At 70.6% G+C, this 23,343-nt stretch carries 24 protein-coding genes and 1 riboswitch; of the genes, 12 read left to right on the top strand and 12 right to left on the bottom strand.

Annotated elements, in window-relative coordinates; translation table 11 throughout:
• Positions 1-173: 173 nt before the first annotated feature.
• Complete coding sequence (locus tag GTW40_RS30670; RefSeq protein WP_161183397.1) at positions 174-1,025, top strand: hypothetical protein; 852 nt, start codon at positions 174-176, stop codon at positions 1,023-1,025.
• Between the two features lie 30 nt (positions 1,026-1,055).
• On the opposite strand, the gene thiC is transcribed toward GTW40_RS30670, so the two are convergent.
• Entirely contained in the window at positions 1,056-2,852 is a 1,797-nt protein-coding gene (thiC, locus tag GTW40_RS30665; RefSeq protein WP_161183396.1) for a phosphomethylpyrimidine synthase ThiC, read from the bottom strand.
• Positions 2,845-3,017, bottom strand: a riboswitch (TPP riboswitch). Its footprint overlaps the gene before it by 8 nt.
• Positions 3,018-3,088: 71 nt before the next feature.
• Between thiC and GTW40_RS30660 the strand changes: the two genes are divergently transcribed.
• Positions 3,089-4,564: a YibE/F family protein gene (locus GTW40_RS30660; protein ID WP_161183395.1), complete on the top strand. Its 1,476-nt coding sequence runs from the start codon at positions 3,089-3,091 to the stop codon at positions 4,562-4,564.
• 140 nt (positions 4,565-4,704) lie between these two features.
• Here GTW40_RS30660 and GTW40_RS30655 read toward each other — a convergent pair whose 3' ends face one another.
• The 4 genes from GTW40_RS30655 to GTW40_RS30640 all read right to left on the bottom strand — a co-directional run bounded on the left by GTW40_RS30655 (position 4,705) and on the right by GTW40_RS30640 (position 6,961).
• Positions 4,705-5,142 (bottom strand): SsgA family sporulation/cell division regulator, encoded by a 438-nt coding sequence (locus GTW40_RS30655; RefSeq protein WP_018547576.1) that lies wholly within the window; start codon positions 5,140-5,142, stop codon positions 4,705-4,707.
• A 98-nt stretch (positions 5,143-5,240) separates the two neighbouring features.
• Entirely contained in the window at positions 5,241-6,026 is a 786-nt protein-coding gene (locus GTW40_RS30650; RefSeq protein WP_272919053.1) for an IclR family transcriptional regulator C-terminal domain-containing protein, read from the bottom strand.
• A gap of 273 nt (positions 6,027-6,299) precedes the next feature.
• Positions 6,300-6,512 carry a DUF5326 family protein gene (locus GTW40_RS30645; protein ID WP_161183394.1) on the bottom strand — a complete coding sequence of 71 codons (213 nt, stop codon included), beginning with the start codon at positions 6,510-6,512 and terminating at the stop codon, positions 6,300-6,302.
• A 131-nt stretch (positions 6,513-6,643) separates the two neighbouring features.
• The gene (locus GTW40_RS30640) at positions 6,644-6,961 is read right to left on the bottom strand and encodes a cupin domain-containing protein (RefSeq protein WP_161183393.1); all 318 of its coding nucleotides are present in this window, start codon (positions 6,959-6,961) and stop codon (positions 6,644-6,646) included.
• A gap of 56 nt (positions 6,962-7,017) precedes the next feature.
• On the opposite strand from GTW40_RS30640, the gene GTW40_RS30635 reads away from it, so the two are divergent.
• The 5 genes from GTW40_RS30635 (at position 7,018) to GTW40_RS30615 (ending at position 10,704) form a co-directional block, all read left to right on the top strand.
• Entirely contained in the window at positions 7,018-7,395 is a 378-nt protein-coding gene (locus GTW40_RS30635; RefSeq protein ID WP_161183392.1) for a phage holin family protein, read from the top strand.
• Positions 7,396-7,402: 7 nt separating this feature from the next.
• A complete protein-coding gene (locus GTW40_RS30630) occupies positions 7,403-7,894 on the top strand; it encodes a low molecular weight protein-tyrosine-phosphatase (protein ID WP_161183391.1) in 492 nt (163 codons plus the stop codon).
• Positions 7,891-9,039 carry a cystathionine gamma-lyase gene (locus GTW40_RS30625; protein ID WP_161183390.1) on the top strand — a complete coding sequence of 383 codons (1,149 nt, stop codon included), beginning with the start codon at positions 7,891-7,893 and terminating at the stop codon, positions 9,037-9,039. Before GTW40_RS30630 ends, GTW40_RS30625 begins: the two co-directional genes overlap by 4 nt.
• A gap of 194 nt (positions 9,040-9,233) precedes the next feature.
• Positions 9,234-10,133: a LysR family transcriptional regulator gene (locus GTW40_RS30620; RefSeq protein ID WP_161183389.1), complete on the top strand. Its 900-nt coding sequence runs from the start codon at positions 9,234-9,236 to the stop codon at positions 10,131-10,133.
• An 88-nt stretch (positions 10,134-10,221) separates the two neighbouring features.
• Positions 10,222-10,704, top strand: a complete 483-nt coding sequence (locus GTW40_RS30615; protein WP_161183388.1) for an NUDIX hydrolase — start codon at positions 10,222-10,224, stop codon at positions 10,702-10,704.
• 4 nt (positions 10,705-10,708) lie between these two features.
• Here GTW40_RS30615 and GTW40_RS30610 read toward each other — a convergent pair whose 3' ends face one another.
• The gene (locus tag GTW40_RS30610) at positions 10,709-11,908 is read right to left on the bottom strand and encodes a globin domain-containing protein (RefSeq protein ID WP_161183387.1); all 1,200 of its coding nucleotides are present in this window, start codon (positions 11,906-11,908) and stop codon (positions 10,709-10,711) included.
• 348 nt (positions 11,909-12,256) lie between these two features.
• On the opposite strand from GTW40_RS30610, the gene GTW40_RS30605 reads away from it, so the two are divergent.
• A complete protein-coding gene (locus tag GTW40_RS30605; RefSeq protein WP_161183386.1) occupies positions 12,257-13,123 on the top strand; it encodes a GNAT family N-acetyltransferase in 867 nt (288 codons plus the stop codon).
• 69 nt (positions 13,124-13,192) lie between these two features.
• Here GTW40_RS30605 and GTW40_RS30600 read toward each other — a convergent pair whose 3' ends face one another.
• Together GTW40_RS30600 and GTW40_RS30595 are read right to left on the bottom strand one after the other, a co-directional pair.
• Entirely contained in the window at positions 13,193-13,615 is a 423-nt protein-coding gene (locus tag GTW40_RS30600) for a heme-binding protein (RefSeq protein ID WP_161183385.1), read from the bottom strand.
• A 104-nt stretch (positions 13,616-13,719) separates the two neighbouring features.
• Positions 13,720-14,943, bottom strand: a complete 1,224-nt coding sequence (locus GTW40_RS30595) for an MFS transporter (RefSeq protein WP_161183384.1) — start codon at positions 14,941-14,943, stop codon at positions 13,720-13,722.
• A 145-nt stretch (positions 14,944-15,088) separates the two neighbouring features.
• Between GTW40_RS30595 and GTW40_RS30590 the strand changes: the two genes are divergently transcribed.
• The gene (locus tag GTW40_RS30590; protein WP_161183383.1) at positions 15,089-15,547 is read left to right on the top strand and encodes a MarR family transcriptional regulator; all 459 of its coding nucleotides are present in this window, start codon (positions 15,089-15,091) and stop codon (positions 15,545-15,547) included.
• Between the two features lie 11 nt (positions 15,548-15,558).
• Positions 15,559-16,011 carry a GNAT family N-acetyltransferase gene (locus GTW40_RS30585; RefSeq protein WP_161183382.1) on the top strand — a complete coding sequence of 151 codons (453 nt, stop codon included), beginning with the start codon at positions 15,559-15,561 and terminating at the stop codon, positions 16,009-16,011.
• Between the two features lie 87 nt (positions 16,012-16,098).
• On the opposite strand, the gene GTW40_RS30580 is transcribed toward GTW40_RS30585, so the two are convergent.
• Positions 16,099-17,487: a serine hydrolase domain-containing protein gene (locus GTW40_RS30580; RefSeq protein WP_161183381.1), complete on the bottom strand. Its 1,389-nt coding sequence runs from the start codon at positions 17,485-17,487 to the stop codon at positions 16,099-16,101.
• A 64-nt stretch (positions 17,488-17,551) separates the two neighbouring features.
• The gene (locus GTW40_RS30575; RefSeq protein ID WP_161183380.1) at positions 17,552-18,232 is read right to left on the bottom strand and encodes a TetR/AcrR family transcriptional regulator; all 681 of its coding nucleotides are present in this window, start codon (positions 18,230-18,232) and stop codon (positions 17,552-17,554) included.
• Positions 18,233-18,303: 71 nt separating this feature from the next.
• Between GTW40_RS30575 and GTW40_RS30570 the strand changes: the two genes are divergently transcribed.
• Positions 18,304-19,413 carry an FAD-dependent monooxygenase gene (locus tag GTW40_RS30570; protein ID WP_161183379.1) on the top strand — a complete coding sequence of 370 codons (1,110 nt, stop codon included), beginning with the start codon at positions 18,304-18,306 and terminating at the stop codon, positions 19,411-19,413.
• Positions 19,414-19,455: 42 nt separating this feature from the next.
• Here GTW40_RS30570 and dnaB read toward each other — a convergent pair whose 3' ends face one another.
• A complete protein-coding gene (gene dnaB / locus GTW40_RS30565) occupies positions 19,456-20,934 on the bottom strand; it encodes a replicative DNA helicase (protein ID WP_161183378.1) in 1,479 nt (492 codons plus the stop codon).
• Between the two features lie 458 nt (positions 20,935-21,392).
• Here dnaB and GTW40_RS30560 point away from each other — a divergent pair, with 458 nt between their 5' ends.
• Entirely contained in the window at positions 21,393-22,730 is a 1,338-nt protein-coding gene (locus tag GTW40_RS30560; RefSeq protein WP_161183377.1) for an MATE family efflux transporter, read from the top strand.
• A gap of 148 nt (positions 22,731-22,878) precedes the next feature.
• Here the strand turns inward: GTW40_RS30560 and rplI are convergent, their stop codons facing one another.
• On the bottom strand, positions 22,879-23,325 hold the full coding sequence (gene rplI, locus GTW40_RS30555) for a 50S ribosomal protein L9 (RefSeq protein WP_161183376.1): 447 nt from the start codon (positions 23,323-23,325) through the stop codon (positions 22,879-22,881).
• Positions 23,326-23,343 lie beyond the last annotated feature (18 nt).

Here is a 23,343-nt window from a genome sequence, read left to right as displayed (position 1 = left end):
GACTAAACCGGTCCGGGTCGGCCGGACACCGGACCGGGCCTCAATTTCCGACAACCCCCTGTCACCTTGAGCCTTGACGGCTCTACCATCGGTTTATCCGTAGCAGGCTCCCCTCCGTTTCTGCCCGACGGCTCGCCGCCATGCGAGCCCCCAGCCCTACGGAGCATCGGGGGATGCACATGAACAGCGTTCCGCAGCACCTGCTGAACGAGGACCGCCAGGAATTCGAGCGGCTCCTCGATGAGGCGCTGCGCTCCGCGCCACAACGCCCGGAACTGTCCGCCATGGGTCAGCGGCTCAACCCCGAACAACTGCGCACCATGGCGTTGGGCGCCATCGTGCTCATCACCGCCGCCGCGGCCACCGAGTACCAGCACTACGTGAAGGTCCGCGAGGAACTGCGCCACCCGGCGCCGTCCCCCGAATCCCAGGCCGAGGCCGGTTCCGCCGACCCGGGCCCGGGCACGCTGGGCCTCGCCGCGACGACGCTCGGGGAGGCCGCCGAGACCGCAGGCGCGGGCGCGATCGCGGTGATAGCCGTGCTCGCACCCGTCCTCGCCGGGACCGCGGCTGCCATATTCCTGCTCGTCGGTTACCTCCTGAAGGTGCTGGTCCCCGGTCAGGCCTTCGCCCGGACCCTGATCGCGGCGGGCTGGGTCTTCGGCGCCGTGACCGCCGCCGCGATCCTGGTCGCCGCCGTGGGGCTGCTGCTCACCGCCCTGCGCAACAAGGCGACCGCCTACGACGAGGCCGACCAGGCGGTGGGCGAGGCCAGAGCCGCCTGGCGGGACGCCCTGCTGGAGCGCGGCATCCTGCCCTTCCTCAGGGAGGCCCTGGACCGGCCGGGCGCGGTGACCCCGTACCCGGCCCAGCCCGCCGCCCCGACCGGAAGGATGCCGCGCCTGGGCTACGACCGCCCCGGCTTCAGCAGCCCGCACGACGGCCCGGTCTCCGACCGGCCGCGCTTCTCCAGCCCGGACTACTCGAGCCCCGACTTCGGCGGTCCGGAGCATCAGCCGGAGTAGACGCCGACCGTCTACGGCGTCAGCCGGCTGTCACTCGGCGATGGGCAGATAGACCCGGTTGCCCGTGGCCGCGAACTCCTCGGCCTTGCGCGCCATGCCCTCCTCGATCTCGGCCTTGCTGCCGCCGTGTTCGCGCCGGATGTCCTGCGAGATCTTCATGCTGCAGAACTTCGGCCCGCACATGGAGCAGAAGTGAGCCGTCTTGGCGGGCTCGGCGGGCAGCGTCTCGTCGTGGAACTCCCGTGCCGTGTCCGGGTCCAGGGCGAGGTTGAACTGGTCCTCCCACCGGAACTCGAAGCGGGCGTCGGACAGCGCGTCGTCCCACTCCTGCGCGCCGGGATGCCCCTTGGCGAGGTCAGCCGCGTGGGCGGCGATCTTGTAGGTGATGACGCCGGTCTTCACGTCGTCCCGGTTGGGCAGGCCCAGGTGCTCCTTGGGCGTGACGTAGCAGAGCATCGCCGTCCCCCACCAGGCGATCATCGCCGCGCCGATGCCGGAGGTGATGTGGTCGTACGCCGGGGCGATGTCCGTGGTCAGCGGGCCGAGCGTATAGAACGGGGCTTCATCGCAGATCTCCTGCTGAAGGTCGATGTTCTCTTTGATCTTGTGCATCGGGACGTGACCGGGGCCCTCGATCATCGTCTGTACGTGGAAACGCCTGGCGATGCGGTTGAGTTCCCCGAGCGTGCGCAACTCCGCGAACTGCGCCTCGTCGTTGGCGTCCGCGATGGAACCGGGCCGCAGACCGTCGCCCAGCGAGTAGGTGACGTCGTAGGCGGCGAGGATCTCGCAGAGTTCCTCGAAGTTCTCGTACAGGAACGACTCCTTGTGGTGCGCCAGGCACCAGGCCGCCATGATCGAGCCGCCGCGCGAGACAATGCCGGTCTTGCGGTTCGCCGTCAGCGGGACGTACGGCAGCCGCACGCCCGCGTGGACCGTCATGTAGTCCACACCCTGCTCGGCCTGCTCGATCACGGTGTCCTTGTAGATCTCCCAGGTCAGTTCCTCGGCCCTGCCGTCCACCTTCTCCAGGGCCTGGTAGAGCGGCACGGTGCCGATCGGCACGGGGGAGTTGCGCAGCACCCACTCGCGCGTGGTGTGGATGTTGCGGCCGGTGGAGAGGTCCATGACCGTGTCGGCGCCCCAGCGGGTGGCCCAAGTCATCTTCTCCACCTCCTCCTCGATGGAGGACGTGACGGCGGAGTTGCCGATGTTGGCATTGACCTTCACCAGGAACCGCTTGCCGATGATCATCGGCTCGATCTCGGGGTGGTTGACGTTGGCCGGCAGCACCGCGCGACCGGCGGCGATCTCCTCGCGGACCACCTCCGGAGAAACGTTCTCGCGGAGGGCCACGAACTCCATCTCGGGCGTGATCTCGCCCCGCACCGCGTACGCGAGCTGGGTGACCGCGCCACCGTCACGGCTCCGGCGCGGCAGGCGCGGGCGCCCAGGGAAGACCGCGTCCAGGTTCCGCAGCCCGCCGCGCGGCGAGGTGTGCTTGATGCCGTCGTCCTCGGGCCGGACGGGACGCCCGGCGTACTCCTCGGTGTCGCCCCGGGCGACGATCCAGTTCTCCCGCAGCGGGGTCAGGCCCCGTCGGACATCGGTGGGGACGGCGGGGTCGGTGTACGGACCCGATGTGTCGTAGAGCGTGACCGACCGCCCGTTGGTCAGGTGCACCTGACGGACCGGCACATGCACATCGGGGCGCGAGCCCGCGAGGTACGCCTTGTGCCAGCCGTTGGACTTCCCGGCCTCCGCGTCCGGCGACCCGTTCGTCGCGTTCTGCGTGGAGGCAGGCGTGCGTGCGTCCTTGTTGGTCATGAGACCTACTCCCTACGCCGGCATTACCCGGTAACAGGTTCGGCGGTCGACGCAGCGATTTCCGTCCGCAGATGGTCCGGTGGAATCACGTTCCACGTGAAACATCGCGAAGACGGAGGTCAGCGCCCTCTCAGCCCGGTGCTCCGAGCTCCCGCGTGTGCAAAGGTGCCTCCACGCTAGCGCCCCTTGTGACGTGAAGGACAGTGGGCCTCGGTCGTTCTTGCAATGATCGGACGGTGACCACGACACATCAGCCTCCCTACCCACCGCCCGGGCCGCCCCATCGGCACGGCCCCGGACCGGGCGACGGCCCCGGCCGAGGGAGCGGACAGGGCTCCGGCGGTGGCCCCGGCGACGCGCACGGGCACCACTCCGGCTCCGGCGGCGACCAGGACCCGGACCACGGCCATCACGGTCACGGCCACTCGCACAGCCATGGCCCCGCGGCCCCGGTGTCCCGGCATCTGCGCAAGGTCATCGCGGCGATCCTCATCCCTTTCACGGCCGCGGTCGTGGTCGGGCTCGTGGTGCTCTGGCCCGGCGGTGCCCCGCCGCACGCACGCTCCGGGGTCGGCTTCGACCGCCAGACCCAGCAGGCCACGGTCACCCAGGTCCTGTCCGTGAGCTGTAAGTCCGTGAACGCCTCGGGCGGTTCGTCCCTCGGCGACAACGCCTCCTCCGGAGCGGGCGCGGCGGCCCAGGAGGGGAAGGCGGACTGCAAGAAGGCGACGGTCCGGGTCGACACCGGCAAGGACCGGGGCCGCACCTTCACCGAGATCGTCCAGCCGGACCAGACACGGCAGTTGCACCAGGGCGAGCAGGTCGTGGTCGCCTACGAGCCCTCGGCGCCCAAGGACCTGCAGTACGCGGTCACCGACGTGAACCGGCAGTTCCCCATGGCGTTGCTCGCCGGGATCTTCGCGGTCGCCGTCGTGGTGGTGGGCCGACTGCGCGGCGTCATGGCGCTGGTCGCGCTGGCCGTCAGCTTCCTGGTGCTGACCATGTTCATCCTCCCCGCGATACTCCAGGGGTCGAATCCCCTGCTGGTGGCCGTGGTCGGATCGAGCGCGATCATGCTGATCGCGCTCTACATGTGCCATGGGCTGTCCGCCCGGACCTCGGTCGCGGTGCTCGGCACGCTCGTCTCGCTGATGCTGATCGGCTTCCTCGGCTCGCAGTTCATCGGCTGGGCCGCGCTCACCGGCAACACGGACGACAGCACGGGACTGATCCACGGGCTCTACCCCTCGATCGACATGAGCGGCCTTCTGCTGGCCGGTGTCATCATCGGTTCGCTCGGTGTGCTGGACGACGTGACGGTGACCCAGACCTCGGCCGTCTGGGAACTGCACGAGGCCAACCCCTCGATGGGCTGGCGGGGGCTGTACCGGGCGGGCATCCGCATCGGCCGCGACCACATCGCCTCCGTGGTCAACACCCTCGTCCTCGCCTACGCGGGCGCCGCGCTCCCCCTGCTGCTGCTGTTCTCGATCGCGCAGAGCAGCGTGAGCACCGTGGCCACCAGCGAACTGGTGGCGGAGGAGATCGTGCGCACGCTGGTCGGCTCCATCGGCCTGGTCGCCTCGGTGCCGGTCACCACGGCCCTCGCCGCCCTGGTGGTCTCGGCCGACCGGCCCGAACCGGGCAACCCGGCCCCGGCTGCCGTGTCGGCGGCGGCACACGGCGGGCGGGGGCGACGCCGGAGGCGGTGAGCGGGCGGGTCACGCACGGGGGGACGGTCGTCGGGGCATGGACGCCAGGGAACCGGCAAAGGGCCGCACGAGCCACGCAGAAGCGTTTCTGCAAGGTTCGTGCGGCCCGGCCGTGCGAACGGCCCACCGTCCCCGTCGTTTCAGCCGGCGCTCTGCTCCTCGGCCAGGATGCGGTCCAGTGCCTCGTCGAGGTGGGCGTCGAAATCGGCCAGCGCTCCCTCCTGACCGAGCGGGACCAGCTTGTCCGTGCGGTCCAGGAAGGCCACGAGCGGCGGCGCGGAAGAGCGGAACAGCGCCTGGTCACTACCGACCTGAAGCCGGATCAGCACCTCGCCCAGCACTTCGGAGTCGACGGGCGCGATGTGCACGTCTCCCTCACCGCACGGCCGGCCGACCCCGTCGATCATCAGCTCGCGCCCGAAGGCCCAGGTCACCGGGGCATCGCCGGGCAGATGGAAGGTGAGCCGCACCGCGTAGGGATCGCTCGTCTCGTAGCGCAACTCCACCGGAATGCGGAAGGAGAGCTCCTCCGAGACGAGAAAGCTCATCATGACCTCTGCCTGTACGGACTCGCGCATCGCCTACCCCGTCGTATGACATCGACTGGCTGGGATTAATCCCCGGACCATGCCCAAATCTAGCTGAAAGTACACAACAGATCACAAGGAGTGAGTTTTCAGATGCTGATAGAAAGCGCGAACGCCCCGAGATGACGTCCGATCTCGGCCTGCAGCCGCTGCGTCGCGGGCATCAGCCGGTCGGCCTGGTGGGCGGGCAGTGAGATCGCGATCGTAGCCGCCGTGGTACCCATCGTGAGGGGAATCGCCGCGCAAACCGCCCCCAGGGCGTATTCCTGACGCTCCACCACCGGTTCCATGCGCTCGACCCGGGCCAGCCGCCGCAGCAGGGCGCCGTTGTCCCGCACGGTGTAGGGCGTGATCGACCGCACCGGGTAGCGGGCCAGATGGTCGCGGCGGGCCTCCTCGTCCAGCTGCGAGAGCAGGCACTGTCCGATCGCGTGCGCGTGCGCCGTCTCGCGGAAGTCGGCCCACTCCTCGACCGCCGGGGCCTCCCGCGACTCGGCGACGCACTGCACCTCGATCTCGCCGTCCCGGTACATCGCGTAGTACACCGGCACACCGATGGAATCGCGCCATTGCTCAAGGGTGCCCGCCACAGTGCTGCGACGTTTCTGCTCTGCGGCAGCGGCGCTCAGCCTGTCGGCGGCCTCCCCGAGGAAGAACAGGCCCTTCTCCCGGCGCAGATAGCCCTCGTGGACCAGGGTTCGCAGCAGGTGGTACGCCGTGGGCAGGGCGATGCCGGTCTCGCGGGCGAGTTGCTTGGCCGGGGCGCCGTACTCGTGGGCCGCGACGGTCTCCAGCAGCCGCATCGCGCGCTGGACGGACCCGATGAGGGTCGCGGAGTGCTTGTCCCGGGCGGCCGGGCCGTTCGGCCGCTGCATCGGGGGAGCGCAGGACCGGCGCGATGCGGGCGGTGCGTGGGGTCCTGCCGGGGCGGTGTCGACCGTGGCCAAGGGGTGACTCCCGAAGCGCGAGGATGGGGGCGGCCCGTGCTCGGTGGGCACGGGCGAGGAGGCGTGCCACCCGTGGGGCCGGACCCCACGAGAGTTCCGGACTTTAACCGTCCGCCACCGCGCGCGGATGGTACGCCGGGAAACTTCCCTCCCCCGAGGGAACCGGTGATCCGTGTTACTGCCCACCGGCTCCCGCGTCCGTCACCAGTCGCTGCGCGACGATGAGCTGGACATGAACTTCCGCACGATGTAGATCAGTCCGCCGACCAGGGCGACGAAGAGCAGGACCTTGAACAGCAGACCGATCAGGAAGCCGATCACGGTCGCTATCAGGCCGCCGAAGACGACCAGCGCGATGACCGGCACCGCGACCCACTTCACCCACCACGGCAGCCCCGCGAAGATCTCTCGCATTGCCCTCGTCCTTTGCGTTCGCAGTAATCGATGTCCCGCCCTCGATGCTAGGGCCGCGAGAGGCTCCGGCGGGGGCCGCGCACCCCTTGTCCTCCCCTGAACCGCCCCCTAGGGAACCCTGAGACCGACCCTCACGCCTCAGGCGGAGAAAACACCACCAGGACCCTCAGATCCTCGCTGATGTGGTGGAACTTGTGGGCCACCCCGGCGGGTACGTAGACCACGCTGCCCCGCGCGACCTCGGTGGTCTCCAGGCCCACCGTGATCGACGCCCGCCCGCTGACGACGAAGTACACCTCGTCCTGGCCGTGCGGTCGCTGAGGGTCGTGGGAGCCCGCGTCGAGGGCGTACAGCCCCACCGACATGTTCCGCTCCCGCAGGAACTGGAGGTAGGCGCCGTCGTTCGCGGCGCGCTCCGCCTCCAGTTCGTCCAGCCGGAATGCCTTCATCTCCGCCGTCCTCGCCCCACTGCTCACCGTCGACCCCGTCTGCCACGATCAGACACATGAAGAATTTCGTAGTCAAGACGCTCGCCAACGCGGCCGCCCTCGCGGTCGCCGTGTGGCTGCTCGACAAGATCACCCTCACCGGTGACAACACGGGCAAGAAGATCGGCACCCTGATCGTGGTCGCGCTGATCTTCGGCCTGGTCAACTTCCTGGTGAAGCCGATCGTGAAGGTCCTCACCTTCCCGCTGTTCGTCCTGACGCTCGGCCTGATCACCCTGATCGTCAACGCGTTGATGCTGCTGCTCACCTCCTGGGTGTGCGGTCAGCTCGACCTGAGCTTCCACGTGGACGGCTTCTGGACCGCGGTGTTCGGCGGCCTGATCATCTCCGTCGTCTCCTGGGCGCTGAACCTCGTCCTGCCCGACGAGGACTGAGCACGCCATGACCTACCGCGTCTGTTTCGTCTGCACCGGCAACATCTGCCGCTCCCCGATGGCCGCCTCCGTCCTCCGCGCACGCGTCGCGGAGGCCGGGCTCCAGGACCTGATCGAGGTGGACAGCGCAGGCACCGGCGGGTGGCACGAGGGCGACGACGCCGACCCGCGCGCCGTGTCGGTCCTCGACGAGCACGGCTACGGCACCGTGCACACCGCCCGGCAGTTCCAGCCGTCGTGGTTCGCCCCGCTCGACCTCGTGATCGCCCTCGACACCGGCCACCTCAAGGCCCTGCGCCGTCTCGCGCCGACCGCGGAGGACGCGCGCAAGGTCCGCCTGCTGCGCTCCTACGACCCCGCGGCGGGCGACGACCTCGACGTGCCCGACCCGTACTACGGGGGCCGGGACGGCTTCGAGGAGTGCCTTGAGATGGTGGAACGGGCGAGCGACGGACTGCTCGCCGCCGTACGCGCACACCTGGAGGAACGCCCCGTATGAGCGACGCCACCGCACACCCGGACCGCACCGGCGACGGCACGCGCGCGGTACGGGCCGGACTGCCCGACCCGGTCAAGCACGAACCCACCCTGCCCGGACCGGTGTTCGCCGCGCACTTCCATCTGCCGGGCGAGGTCACGGGACCGTACGCGTACGGCCGCGACGACAATCCGACCTGGACGCTCCTTGAGCGCGCCATCGGCGAGCTGGAGGCACCGGGCCAAGACGACGTGGAGACGCTGGTCTTCGCCTCCGGCATGGCCGCGATCTCCGCGGTGCTCTTCTCCCAGCTGCGCTCCGGCGACGCGGTCGTGCTGCCCTCCGACGGCTACCAGGTGTTCCCCCTGGTCCGCGAGCAGCTGGAGGCGTACGGCATCGAGGTACGCACCGCGCCCACCGGCGGGGACGCCCAGCTGGAGGTCCTGGACGGCGCGCGGCTGCTGTGGATCGAGTCGCCGTCCAACCCGGGCCTCGACGTCTGCGACATCCGGCGGCTCGTGGAAGCGGCCCACGCGCGCGGCGCCCTGGTGGCCGTCGACAACACCCTCGCCACGCCCGTCGGGCAGCGTCCGCTGGAGCTGGGGGCCGACTTCTCGGTGGCCAGCGGCACCAAGCAGCTGACCGGCCACGGGGACGTCCTGCTGGGTTATGTGGCCGGGCGGGACGGCGAGGCCATGGCCGCCGTGCGCCGCTGGCGCAAGATCGTCGGGGCGATCGCGGGGCCCATGGAGGCGTGGCTCGCGCACCGCTCGATCGCCACGCTGGCGCTGCGCGCCGACCGCCAGAACGCCACCGCGCTCCTGGTGGCCGAGGCGCTGCGGAAGCATCCGGACGTCTCCGGCCTGCGCTATCCGGGCCTGCCGGACGACCCGGCGCACCCGATCGCCGCCCGGCAGATGCGCCGTTACGGCTGCGTGGTCTCCTTCACGCTGCCGACGCGCGCGCGTGCCGAGCGTTTCCTCGCGGCGCTCCGTCTGGTCGAGGACGCGACGAGCTTCGGCGGGGTGCGCTCCACCGCCGAGCGGCGCGGGCGCTGGGGCGGGGACGCGGTACCGGAGGGCTTCGTCCGGATGTCCGTCGGCGCCGAGGACCCCGAGGACCTGGTGGCCGACGTGCTGCGAGCGCTGGACGAGTCCGCGGACTGAGACGAAATGGTCGCGGTCCGAGCCTCCCCCCTCGTGGCTCGGACCGCGTCGGTTCCGCGCGCGAAGAACCGTGCGGACAAGGCTAGTTGACTCTGCGTCAGTGTCCAATCACGGTAACGACAGAGACCTATCGACTTATTTATAGTTGGGTCCTGCCCGGGGGCCGGAGACGGCAGGGAAGGGAAGGACCCGCCATGGATCTGGCCTTGCTGCGTACCTTCGTCACCGTGCACCGGGCCGGTTCCTTCACCCGTGCCGCCGCGCTGCTCGGCCTGTCCCAGCCGGCCGTGACCTCCCAGATCCGCACCCTGGAGCGCCAGCTGGGCCGCCCGCTCTTCCTGCGGCAGGCGCGCGGGGTGACGCCCACGACCATCGGCGACGAACTCGCGCACAAGGCGGCACCGCATCTCGACGCCCTGGTGGAGATAGCCGAGAGCGGCCTCGACGAGGAGTCGGCGCTGCGGACCCTGCACCTGGCCGGGCCTCCGGAGTTCACCGCCGAGCGCGCGCTGCCCGCCCTCACCGAGCTCGCGGCCCGTGACGGCCAGGGCTTCGCGCTCCGCGCCTCCTTCGGCACGGCGGAGGACACCCTGGAGGGCCTGGCCGCGGGCCATCACGACCTGGCCATCAGCACGGCCCGGCCGCGCGGCGCCCTGCTGACCGCGAGTCCGTTGTGCGACGAGGAGCATGTGCTGGTCGCCTCACCGCACTGGGCGGAGCGGATCGGAGCGCTGCCGCTCGACGGGGCGCCCGCCCTGGAGAACCTGCCCGTCGTGGAGGTGCACGAGTCGCTGCCCTTCGTCTCGCGCTACTGGGCCTCCGTCTTCGATTCGTGTCCGGCCGCCGCGGGCACGGTGATCGTCCCCGACCTGCGGGCGGTGCTGGCCTGCGCGAGCGCCGGGGCCGGGTTGGCCGTACTGCCCCGCTATCTGTGCGGACCGGCGCTGGAGCGCGAGGAGATCGTCCTGCTGCACGATCCGCTGGTCCCGCCCCTGCGCACCTACTTCCTGGTGGTGCGCACCGGCTCGCTCGCCCTGCCGCATGTGGCGCGGGCGCACGAGTGGCTTCAGCGAGCGGCCGCGCGGTGGTGTTGAGCCCCTGTGCGACACAGGTCACACCATGTGCCTCGGTAGTGGCTCCTCGCGATGTTTCACGTGGAACAAGCCGGGCCACATTTCTCCCATGACCGTCCGACCCGTGGTCAAGCGCACCGCTCGAGCCGTTCTCCTGGACGGTGACGACCTGATCCTGATCAAGCGCACCAAGCCAGGCGTCGATCCGTACTGGGTCACTCCCGGCGGCGGGGTCGAGCCCGCCGACCCGACCGTCGTGGACGCCCTGCACCGCGAGGTGTACGAGGAACTCGGCGCCAAGATCATCGACGTGGTCCCCTGCTTCGTGGACACCGTGGAACACATCGGTGAGGACGGCGGCGCGACCGGGGTGAAGGTACAGCACTTCTTCGTCTGCCGCCTGGAGTCCATGGACACCTCGCTGCGCCACGGCCCCGAAGTCGAGGCACCGGCCGGTGAGTACGAGATCGTCCGCATCCCGTTCACCCGGGTCGGCATCGCCTCCGTGCACCTGGTCCCGTTGTCCCTGCGCCACTACCTGGACGGCAACATCGAGGGCGTACGCGCCATGCACGCACCCGACCTCGGATAGCCGGTCAGGAGCCGACGCCGATCATGTCCTCCACCGGGTCGTGCCGTATGCGGGCGTCCGGGACGCCGAGGGCGCGCAGGGTGGCGACTCCGCTGCGGATCATGCCGGGCGGCCCCGCGAGGTAGGCGTCGTACCCGTGCCAGGGGCCGCCCGCCCGGAGGACGTCGGGCAGTCGGCGGCGGTCCTGCCAGTCGATGACGGGCCGCACCGAGATCCATGGGTGGCGCGCCCGAAGCCCCAGCAGCGTGTCGATGTCGTACAGGTCGTGCTTGGCGCGGGCGCCGTAGAAAACCTCGACCGGGCGGCGCGCGCCGTGTCCGGCGATCTCCTCGACCAGGGCCTTGATGGGCGCGATGCCGGTACCGCCGCCCAGGCAGAGAAGGCCGCCGTCGCCGGTGTGGTCGACGGTCATCGAGCCGACCGGTGGTCCGAGGCGTACGGCGTCTCCGGGGCGGGCCCGATGCACCAGCGCGCTGGACACCCAGCCCGCCGGAACGGCCCGCACATGGAAGGTCAGCAGTCCGTCGGCACGCGGCGCGGAGGCGAAGGAGAAGTGCCGCCAGACGCGAGGCCACCAGGGCGTCTCCACGCTCGTGTACTGCCCCGCGCGGAAGGGGTAGGGCTGGTCCGGGCGCAGGGTGAGGACCGCGACGTCCGGGGTCCTCAGGTCGTGCGCGACGATCTCGGCTCCCCACCAGGGCGGGGCATCGACCGCGTCCTCCGCGGCGGCGGAGATCATCACCTGGGCGAGCACGGCGTAGACGCGGGACCAGGCAGCCTCGGCCTGCGGGGTCCAGGTCCGGACGGCATGCACGCTCAGGGCGCCGATCAGACATGCGCCCACGGCGGGGTAATGGGCCTCCAGCGCCCCGTACTTGCGGTGCCCGCGGCCCAGATTCCTCAAGTAGTCGACGAGGACGGGTGTGTTGTCGATGTGTTCGGCGGCGGTGAGGAGCGCCCGCAGCAGGCGGTCCCGCTGGGTGTCCATCGCGGGCGGGAACATCGAGCGCAGCTCGGGATGGCGGACGAAGAGGAGCGCGTAGAAGTACGAGGTGACCTTGTCGGCGACGGGCGCGATCTCGGCCAGCGTGCGGCGGACGAGGAGCGCGTCCGGGGATGCCGCCTCGACGGATTCCGCCGGTCGGCGCCCCTGCTCGTCGCCCGGTGTCCCGTTCTCCCCCGACATGACGGCCGGAGCGTCCATGGTGTGCCCTCGCCTCGAACATCCACGGTCGGCGGACGCTCTCCCAGCGGGGAAACGCGCGTGTCCCCGGCGGGGCGGACCGACCCACAGCACTCGCTCCGCAGCCTTCCACCGCGCTCGGGTGCCACGACGATGTACCCGAAAAAGCGGTTCTTCGGGACCTTCGCCCGGTTACGCTGTTCGTTCCTCAAGTGACGGACAGAGCGGAGGATTTGAGCCGCTACCGCTCAAGGGGTCGTGTTTCACGTGAAACAGCCATACGCCCCGGTCGCTCGGACGCATGAGAACCGGGCCGGGCTTTCCCTAAACCGGTGGACGCCACGCCCCCGATCCGACACCCTGACCCGCGTGCCGACGCCTTCTCCCACCGCCCTTCCCGTCCGCCGTCTGGGTCCGCGTGACGTGACCGCCTGCGCCGACCTCTCCGAGAACCGGCAGTGGCAGCGCGAGGAACACAAGTGGGGCCTGCTCCTCACCGCCGGACAGGGATACGGCATCGACGACCCCGAGGGCGGCCTCGTGGCCGCCTGTGTCATCACCGAGTACGGCCCGGAAGAGAATCCGGACCTCGGTGCCATAGGGATGGTCCTGGTCGCCGAGCGCCATGCCCGCCGAGGCGTGGGGCGGCGCCTGCTGCGGCACGTCATGGCAGCCGCGGGCACCACACCGCTGACGTTGCACGCCACGCCCATGGGCCGACCGCTCTACGAGGAGTTGGGCTTCAAGATCGTCGGCCACGCCGACATGCTGATGGGCGACTTCGTCCCGTCCGGGGCCCCGGAGCCGACCCCGACCCGCGCCGCGACCGCCGAGGACCTTCCCGCGATCCTCCGGCTCGACGCGGAGGTGTTCGGCACCGACCGCACCCCGCTCATCGCCCGCCTGCCCGCGTTCGCCGACCAGTTGCGCGTGGCGGAGGAGGCGGGACGGATCACGGGCTACGCCGCCGCCTGGCCCAACATGGACACGCACGTGGTGGGGCCGCTGATCGCCCGCGACACGGAGACGGCGAAGGCACTCGTCACCTCGCTCGCGGCCCGCACCGATCGCCCGTTGCGCACCGACATCGACATGCGCCACGAGGAACTGCGCTCCTGGCTCAGGGAGCGGGGGCTGGAGCCCGTGGCCGTCAACGCCGTCATGACGCATGGGATCGCCGATCTGCCGGGGGACTGGACGCGGCGGTTCGCGCCGCTGACGGTGGCGGCAGGCTGATCACACGACGCGTGCGGGCCCCGGCTGTCTCCAGCCGGGGCCCGCACGCGTCACGTCGTGGCGGCTCCGTCAGGCGCCGAGAGCGCGCAGGGCCTCGGTCGCGAAGCCGTGGTCCTGGTCGGGCGCGCCGCCGCCGACGCCGATGGCGCCGATGAGCCGGCCGTCACGGTGGACCGGGATGCCACCGGCGATGAACAGCAGCGGCCGGTCGAGCGCGGTGGGCAGCGTGTGGAAGAGACCGCCGGGCTGCACGGCGTCGACCAGGTCGGCGGTGGGCGCGTTCAGCTGGAGCGCCGTGTAGGCCTTGCGGGTGCTGGTCTCGCCGGAGATCAGCACCGCCCGGTCGTCCCGGCGGAAGGCGAGCAGGTGGCCGCCCGCGTCCAGCACGGTGACGCTGACCGTGACTCCGGCGTCCTCGGCGGCGCGCCGCGCCGTCGCGATGAGCAGTTCGGCGTCGTCGGTGGTGAGCGGGGTGACGGTGGTGGTGCTCATGGTGGGGGTTCTCCTTGGATCTTTCTGAGGTGCTGTCGTGCGGACCGAGGCAGGTGTGCTGCCTGCGGTGCCGACGGCCGTCGGGTGGTCGGGGAGGGGCGGGCTCAGTGGTGGACGGCCGCCCGCCGCGTGACGGCCGCGTCGGAGGTGGCCGCTTCGGGGGCGCCCGTGGTGCCGGCCGTACCGTCGCGGCGCTCCAGGGCGGCCGACAGGAAGGCGAGGACCAGCGCGGCGGCCGCGAGGGCGGCGCCCACCCAGTTCGGGGCGGTGTAGCCGAAGCCCGCCGCGATGACGACGCCGCCGAGCCAGGCGGAGAGGGCGTTGCCCAGGTTGAAGGCGCCGATGTTCACGGCCGAGGCCAGGGTCGGGGCGCCATGCGCCTGGTCGAGCACGCGCTTCTGCAGAGGCGGAACGGTCGCGAAGCCCAGGGCGCCGATCAGGGCGATGGTCACGGCGGCCGCGATCTTGTTGTGCGCGGTCAGCGTGAACAGCGCGAGGACGACGGCCAGGGCACCCAGGGAGACGTACAGCATCGGCATCAGGGCGCGGTCGGCGAACTTGCCTCCGACCAGGTTGCCGCCGACCATGCCGAGACCGAACAGGACCAGCAGCCAGGTCACCGAGCCGTCGGCGAAACCGGCGACGTGGGTCATCATCGGGGCGATGTAGGTGACGGCCGCGAAGACTCCGCCGAAGCCGAGGACGGTCATCGCCATGGCGAGCAGGACCTGGGCGTTCTTGAAGGCGGCCAGCTCGTGGCGCAGCCGTACGCCCTCGGGGCGCGGCATGTCCGGCACCAGCCTGGCGACACCGGCGAGCCCGACCACGCCCAGCGCGGCCACGATGGCGAAGGTCACCCGCCAGCCGATCTGCTGGCCGACGAGCGTGCCCAGCGGCACCCCGACCACGTTCGCGACGGTGAGGCCGGTGAACATCATCGAGATGGCGCCGGCCTTCTTGTCCGGGGCCACCAGGTCGGCGGCGACGACCGAGCCGATGCCGAAGAAGGCGCCGTGGGCGAGGGACGCGACCACGCGCCCGGCGAGCATGAGCCCGAACACCGGGGCCACGGCGGAGAGCAGGTTCCCGGCGATGAACAGCCCCATCAGGATCATCAGCATCCGCTTGCGCGAGACCTTGGTGCCGAGGACGGTCATCAGCGGGGCGCCGATCACCACGCCGAGGGCGTAGCCGGTCACGAGCAGGCCCGCCATGGGGATGGAAACCCCGAAGTCACCCGCGACCTCGGGCAGCAAGCCCATGATCACGAACTCGGTCGTTCCGATTCCGAAGGCCCCGATCGCGAGGGCCAGAAGCGCGAGAGGCATGAGGGGGGTACACCTTCCCAGACGATTGCAGGAGCGCTTTGCAGGCTTCGACAATAGTTGCAGACGCGGGTTAAATGCAATCGCTGGATATTGCGAGTGATGCTCTACCCTGGAACCCGGCCGCTCGGGACGGAGGAGAACGCCCATGACCGCGACGGACCCCGCGCTCACCGCCCTCGCGCAGAGCTGGTGCGCGCTGTCGCTGCTGCACGGCAGGATCGAGGCGCACATCGAGCGCGCGCTCCAGGCACGGCACGAGCTGAGCGTGCGCGAGTACTCCCTGCTCGACGTGCTCAGCCGCCAGCACGACGGCGAGGGCGGCCATCTCCAGATGAAGCAGGTGGCCGACGCGGTCGTGCTCAGCCAGAGCGCCACCACGCGCCTGGTGACCCGCCTGGAGGACCGGGGCCTGCTGGAGCGCTATCTGTGCCCGACCGACCGCCGGGGCATCTACACGAACGTCACCGAAGCGGGACTGACGCTGCTGGAACAGGCGCGCCCCACCAATGACGCCGCCCTGCGCGAGGCACTGGACGCAGCCTCCCTGAAGCCCGAACTGGCGCCCCTGGTAAAGACAGTGGAGTCCCTGCACGCGCCCGCCTAGGGTCAGGGATCATGGAACAGACGGACATACGGCGGGCCGGAGCGGACGACATCCCGGCGATCGTCGCCATGCTGGCCGACGACCCCCTCGGCGCCCAGCGCGAATCCCCCGACGACCTGGCGCCCTACTTCGCCGCGTTCGAGCGCCTGGACGCCGACCCCAACCAGCACCTGATGGTCGCCGTCCTGGAGGGGCGCGTGATCGGCACCCTGCACCTCACGGTGATCCCCGGGCTCTCCCGCAAGGGTGCGACACGGGCGCTCATCGAAGCCGTCCGCGTCCACGCGGACCAGCGCGGCAGCGGACTGGGCAGCGAACTCATCAACTGGGCCGTCGATCAGGCACGGGGCCTCGGCTGCACCCTGGTACAGCTGACCTCGGACAAAGCCCGCACCGACGCGCACCGCTTCTACGAGCGCCTCGGGTTCACCGCCTCGCACGAGGGCTTCAAGCTGAACCTCTGAGCACCCACACGCAGTCAGGTCCCGCATACGACGATTCGGCCCTGTTTCACGTGAAACAAGGCCGAATCCTCTCAACTGCCGCCGTGCTTAAGCCCGCTCGCTCCCCCGCCAGCCCTCCGCGTCCACACCGCCCGGCACCGACGCCTCCGGGTCGTACGGCTGCCGGGTGAACACGAACGAGCCGAGGTCGAGATGGCTCAGCGTCCCGTCCTCGCGCCGTACGGGACGCAGCAACTCACCGGCGTAGTAACCCTCCAGGCCGCTCCAGGTGCCGTCACCGTTCGGGCGGAACCGCGCACGACGGCCGGTCCCCGAGAGCGGGCCCAGCGCGAGCCCGTCCGCGGACACCCGCAGCCCGAAGGCGTGCGTCCCCCAGTACCACTGCCCCGCCAACTCAAGGACTTCCGAATCCACTTCGGGCATCGGCCGCCACGGCTCCGGGATGCGCGGTTCCGCCTCCGCGACGATACGGACGAGATCGGCGCCCACCGCCCCGAGCAGCGGGCCGCTCGTGCAGTTGGCCAGCACGACCGCCGCGACGTCGTCGGCCACGCTGATGGTGAGGTTCGCCAGGAAACCCGGGAGAGAGCCGGAGTGGCCGACGAGGAGCCTGCCGCCGCGGTGCTGGATCTGCATCCCGAGGCCATAGGCGACCCCGTCCGCCACGTCCGTGGCCTCGGCGGGAGCGGCGGGCGTCCGCATCTCCCGGACCGACTCCGCGCTCAGCACCCGGTCGTCCCCCTCGGCCAGGAAGACGGCGAACCGGGCGAGGTCCCCGGTGGTCGACCAGAGCTGTCCGGCCGGCGCCATGCGGCCGAGGTCCTCCACCGGCTCGGGAAGCAGCGCGTCCGCCCAGGGATGCACCGCCCAGCCGCCCGCGTGCGGTGCCCGGGGGCGGGTGCTCGTGCGGTGGAGGCCGAGCGGTTCGAGGATCTCCTCGCGCAGCACCTGCTCCCAGGGGGCGCCGCGCAGCTCCTCCACCAGCGCGCCGAGCAGGGTGTAGCCGGGGTTGGAGTAGTGGAAGCGCCGCCCGACCGGGTGCGGCAGGGGGTGCTCACCGAGCACGTCGCTCAGTTCGGGGCGCAGCGAGCCCGGGGTCCGCTCCCACCAGGGCGCGGGCGACTCGGCCGCCAACCCCGCGGTGTGGGCGAGCAGTTCGGCGACGGTCGCCTCACCGGCACCGGTGCCCGGCAGATGCTTCTCCAGCGGATCACCGAGGTCCAGCACCCCCTCGTCCCGCAGCCGCAGCACCAGGACGGCGGTGAACGTCTTGGTGAGGGAGCCGATCCGGTACTGCACGTCCCCGTCCGGTTCGTGCCCCTCCACCGAGGACCGCGCCCCCTGCCACACGACCCGCCCGCCCCGTACCACCGCGGCCACCAACGACGGCGCCCGCCCCTCGGCCTGCGCGACGGCGACCCGGTGCGACAGCGCGCGCCGCGTCCCCGGCAGCAGCTCTTCATGAGATGTCGTCATGCGCCCAGTCCATCCGCTGAAGGGCGAGACGTCGAGTTCTTTGATCGGCCCCGAGGACCGCGCGTCACCCGGCGGTGCGGGCCTCGATGCCGTCGAGCAGGCAGTCGAGGCCGAGCCGGAAGGTGTGGTCGGCGTCCAGGTGGGCGGCGTCGCGCACGACCGTTGACAGGGCGGGGAACCGGCCGGTGGCGAAGGTCCGCATCAGATAGGGCCCGAGCGCGGCCTGCCAGTGCTTCTCGTCCATGCCGGTGGCCCGCTCGGCCCGCCGCTCGGCGATCTCACGGCGCACGGCACCGATGACGTACGCGTTGACCGCGGCGACCACCGGCATGACGGCGTCCATATCGAGGTCGCCCAGCGCGGCCACCACGGTCTCCCCGTTGGCCAGCGCGTGCGGCCCGAGCTGCGGCCGCCCGCCGAGCAGATCGGCGAGCCATTCGTGCTCGTGAGCAGCCTGCCTGGTGGTTTCGGCGAGGGACCGCAGCATGTCCCGCCAGCCGTCTCCGGCCGGCCGGATCTCGGCGTACAGCGCGTCGACCATCAGGTCGAGCAGCTCTTCCTTGCTGTCGATGTAGCCGTACAGCCGCATCGGGCCGACACCCAGCGCGGCGGCGACCTTGCGCAGCGACACCGCTTCCAGGCCGTCCGCGTCGGCCAGCCGGATCGCCGTTCCCACGATCCGCTCCCGGCTCAGCGGGGTCGGAACGGGTCGATTCGGCGGCTCCGGCCTCTCCCACACCAACATGCCGCCAACAGTACAAGGCAACGAGCGATACAGTGTATCGATCAATACGGTGTATCGAAGGGGAGGCAACCATGACCATTGCCATCGTCGGAGCCGGCCTCGGCGGCCTGGCTCTCGCCCGTGTGCTGCATGTGAACGGCATGGATTCCGTCGTGTACGAGCGTGAGCCGTCACGCGCCGCGCGCGGTCAGGGCGGGATGCTCGACATCCACTCCGGCCAGCGGGCGCTGCGCGAGGCCGGTCTGATCGACGGGTTCCACGCGATCGCCCGTGGCGAGGGCCAGGACATGCGCCTTCTCCAGCCGGACGGCACCCTGTTGCTCCAGGAGGACACACCCGACGACGCCCCGCTCGCCCGGCCCGAGGTCGACCGCGCCGATCTGCGCGACCTGCTGCTGGACTCCCTCCCCGAGGGCACGGTGCGCTGGGGACACGCGTTCACGTCCGCCGACAACGGCCTGCTGCGCTTCGCCGACGGCGGCAGCGCCCCGTACGACCTGCTGGTCGGCGCGGACGGCGCACGGTCCCGGGTCCGCCCGCTGCTCACCGACGCCCGCCCGGCGCACATCGGCCAGAACGTCGTCGAGGTCGGCATCCCCGACATCGACCGCACGCACCCCGACCTCGCGGCGATGGTCGGACGCGGCAACTACTGGGTGCTCGGCAACGGAATATCCCTGGCGGCGCAGCGCAACGGCGACGGCCGCGTCCGTATCGGCGTCAGCTTCTACAACACCGGCGAGGACTGGTTCGCCACCAGCGGGATCCCGTTCGACGACCCGGCCGCCGCCCGGGCGCGGCTGATCGAGCTGCTTCCCGGCTGGGACGCACGGTTCACCGCGCTGATCGCGGCCTGCGACGACACGGTCGTGCCGCGGTCGATCACCATGCTTCCGGTGGGCCTGACCTGGCCGTCCGCGCCGGACGTCACGCTGGTCGGCGATGCCGCGCATCTGATGCCGCCGACGGGAGAGGGCGCCAACATGGCGCTGCTCGACGGCGCCCTGCTCGGTCTCGCGCTCGCCGCGCACCCGGACGACTTCCCCGCCGCCGTGAAGGAGTACGAACGCGAGATGTTCGAACGCACCGACGCCATCGGCCGGCAGTGCGCGCGCATCCACGACATGCTGATGGCGCCCGACGCGGCTCAGCGGATGCTCGCGTTCTTCCAGCCGGGCTGACAAACCCACCGCCGCACCCGGCGCAGGGAGCCGACCGGCCGGTCAGGTCTGGGCCATGTCCACGAAGCGGGAGTAGTGGCCCTGGAAGGCGACCGTGATCGTGGCCGTGGGGCCGTTACGGTGCTTGGCGACGATCAGGTCGGCCTCGCCCGCGCGCGGGGACTCCTTGTCGTAGGCGTCCTCGCGGTGCAGCAGGATGACCATGTCCGCGTCCTGCTCGATGGAGCCCGACTCACGCAGGTCGGAGACCGCCGGCTTCTTGTCGGTGCGCTGCTCGGGACCACGGTTCAGCTGGGACAGCGCGATCACCGGGAGCTCCAGCTCCTTCGCGAGGAGCTTGAGGTTACGGGACATGTCCGAGACCTCCTGCTGACGGCTCTCGGCGCGCTTGGAGCCGCCGGACTGCATCAGCTGGAGGTAGTCGATGACGACCAGCTTCAGGTCGTTGCGCTGCTTCAGGCGGCGGCACTTGGCGCGGATCTCCATCATCGACAGGTTCGGGGAGTCGTCGATGTAGAGGGGGGCGGCCGAGACGTCCGGCATCCGGCGGGCGAGCCGGGTCCAGTCCTCGTCGGTCATCGTGCCGGAGCGCATGTGGTGCAGGGCGACCCGTGCCTCGGCGGACAGCAGACGCATCGCGATCTCGTTGCGGCCCATCTCGAGCGAGAAGACCACGCTCGGCAGGTTGTGCTTGATCGAGGCGGCCCGCGCGAAGTCCAGCGCAAGAGTGGACTTACCCATGGCGGGACGCGCGGCGATGACGATCATCTGGCCCGGGTGCAGGCCGTTGGTCAGCGAGTCGAAGTCCGTGAACCCGGTGGGCACGCCGGTCATCTCGCCGCTGCGCGAGCCGATCGCCTCGATCTCGTCGAGGGCGCCCTCCATGATGTCGCCGAGCGGCAGATAGTCCTCGCTGGTGCGCTGCTCGGTGACCGCGTAGATCTCGGCCTGGGCGCTGTTGACGATCTCGTCGACGTCGCCGTCGGCCGCGTATCCCATCTGCGTGATGCGCGTGCCCGCCTCCACCAGGCGGCGCAGTACCGCGCGCTCGTGGACGATCTCGGCGTAGTACTCGGCGTTCGCCGCCGTCGGCACCGTCTGGACGAGGGTGTGCAGATACGCCGCGCCGCCGACCTTGTTGATCTCGCCGCGCTTGGTGAGTTCGGCCGCGATCGTGATCGGGTCGGCCGGCTCGCCCTTCGCGTAGATGTCGAGGATCGCCTGGTAGATCGTCTCGTGCGCGGGCTTGTAGAAGTCGTGACCCTTGAGGATCTCGACCACGTCGGCGATGGCTTCCTTGGACAGCAGCATGCCGCCGAGGACGGACTGCTCGGCGTCCAGGTCCTGGGGCGGCACCCGCTCGAAGGAGGAGCCGCCGCCGTCCCAGTCGTCGTTGTCGCGTCCGCGGTCGTGCTGCTCACCGCGGCTGCGGACGGCCTCGCCACGACGGCGGGAGGCGGGCAGACGATCGCTGGGTCCGCTGTCGGCCCACGGATCGTCCAAGGGCTCGGAAATGCTCAATCGAGCCACCTCCTCCCGTCCGCACAGCGGACCTCGCCACGCCTCTTTGTACGGCACGGCACTGACAAAATGAGAGGCCCGGCACCGGGTCCGGCGCGTCGGTGTACGACGTTTTCCAGGGCCGGGACAGGGAGCGGGCGCCGGACCACGGTAGGCCCCCCGGCACCTTCAGCCAATCTGGTTATCCACAGGCCATGTGGACGACGGCCCAGATGCTGTGGAGAACTCCCCGAAACCTGTGCACGACCCGGTGGACAGTCCTGTGAACAAGACCTCGATTCCTCCAGCAGGACGACCTTGACCTGCGTCTTTGTTGCCCACTGGCTGTGCAGAACAAAAAACTCCCCAGCCGGACCAAGATCACCTCGAACAACGCGCGAACGTACGCGATCCACGACCGAACGTAAGGGTCACATGGTAATTGCATCACTTACCTGTGGACGGATACATTGGCGCCCATGACACAGGCTCCAGCGATCCCCCGGGCCACCCGTCGGCGGCACGACCGAGAGATCGTCGCCCTGGCGGTTCCGGCCTTCGGCGCGCTCGTCGCCGAGCCGCTGTTCGTCATGGCCGACAGCGCGATCGTCGGCCACCTGGGCACGGCTCAGCTCGCCGGTCTAGGCGTCGCGACCGCGCTCCTCACGACCGCCGTGAGCGTGTTCGTCTTCCTCGCCTACGCCACCACGGCAGCGGTGTCCCGGCGCGTCGGCGCCGGCGATCTCCCGGCGGCCCTGCGCCAGGGCATGGACGGGATCTGGCTGGCCCTGCTCATCGGCGTGGCGGTCATCGCCGTGGTCCTGCCGCTGGCGCCCGGCATCGTGCACCTCTTCGGCGCCTCCGCCACGGCGGCGCCCTACGCCACCACGTATCTGCGCATCTCGACGCTGGGCATCCCGGCCATGCTCACGGTCCTGGCCGCCACCGGCGTACTACGCGGTCTGCAGAACACCAGGACCCCGCTGTACGTCGCCGTCGGGGGCTTCGTAGCCAACGCCGTCCTCAACACGCTGCTCGTCTACCCGGCCGGGCTCGGGATCGCGGGCTCGGCCTGGGGCACGGTCATCGCCCAGTGGGGCATGGCGGCCGTCTATCTCCTCGTGGTCGTGCGCGGAGCGCGGCGGCACAAGGCGTCGCTGCGGCCGGACCTCGCTGGTATCAGGGCATCGGCCCAGGCGGGCGTTCCGCTCCTGGTCCGCACGCTGTCCCTGCGGGCGATCCTCATGATCGTCACAGCGATGGCGGCCCGCCTCGGTGACGCCGACATCGCCGCCCACCAGATCGTCCTGTCCCTGTGGAGCCTGCTGGCCTTCGCGCTGGACGCGATCGCGATCGCCGGGCAGGCGATCATCGGCCGGTATCTCGGTGCCTCCGACGCTCGGGGCGCGCGTGAAGCCTGTCGCCGCATGGTCCAGTGGGGCATCGCGGCCGGTCTCGTCCTCGGTGTGCTCGTCGTGGCCGCCCGGCCGCTCTTCCTGCCGCTGTTCACCGGCGACCCCGTCGTACGGGACGTGGCGCTGCCCGCCCTGCTGATGGTGGCGCTCTCCGAGCCGGTCTGCGGGATCGTCTTCGTCCTGGACGGCGTCCTGATGGGCGCGGGGGACGGACCCTATCTGGCCTGGGCGATGGTGATCACGCTGGCCGTGTTCACGCCGGTGGCACTGCTCGTCCCCGTGCTGGGCGGCGGGCTCACCGCCTTGTGGGCGGCCATGACCCTGATGATGACGGTCCGCCTGCTCACCCTGTGGCTGCGAGCGCGCTCGGGCAAGTGGATCGTGACGGGCGCGAGCCGCTGACGCGGGCAAGCCGCCGTTGTCCCGGTTTCACGTGAAACATGCCGCGTCGGCAGTCGACTGTCGACGCTCCCCCGCTCCCGGTACGAACGCGAAGAGGGGCCGCCCCAGTGGGACGGCCCCTCTCTCAGCTGTTCAGCTGTGCACGGCGTCAGGCCGCGACAACCTCGACGCTGACCTTGGCGGAAACCTCGGGGTGCAGACGCACCGAGGTCTCGTGGGAGCCCAGGGTCTTGATCGGGGCGGACAGCTCGACGCGGCGCTTGTCGACCTCGGGGCCACCGGAAGCCTTGATCGCGGAAGCGACGTCGGCCGGGGTGACGGAACCGAAGAGACGACCGGCGTCGCCGGAGCGAACGGCCAGACGGACCTTCACACCCTCGAGCTGGGCCTTGATCTGGTTGGCCTGCTCGATGGTCTGGATCTCGTGGATCTTGCGGGCGCGGCGGATCTGCGCCACGTCCTGCTCGCCACCCTTGGTCCAGCGGATAGCGAACTTCCGCGGGATCAGGTAGTTGCGGGCGTAACCGTCCTTGACGTCGACGACATCGCCGGCGGCACCGAGGCCAGAGACCTCGTGGGTGAGGATGATCTTCATTTGTCGGTCACCCTTCCC

It is taken from the genome of Streptomyces sp. SID4985, assembly GCF_009863025.1.
Taxonomy (GTDB): Bacteria; Actinomycetota; Actinomycetes; order Streptomycetales; family Streptomycetaceae; genus Streptomyces.
Note: the sequence above shows the minus strand (reverse complement) of the source record. Positions and strands in the feature narration are given on the sequence as shown.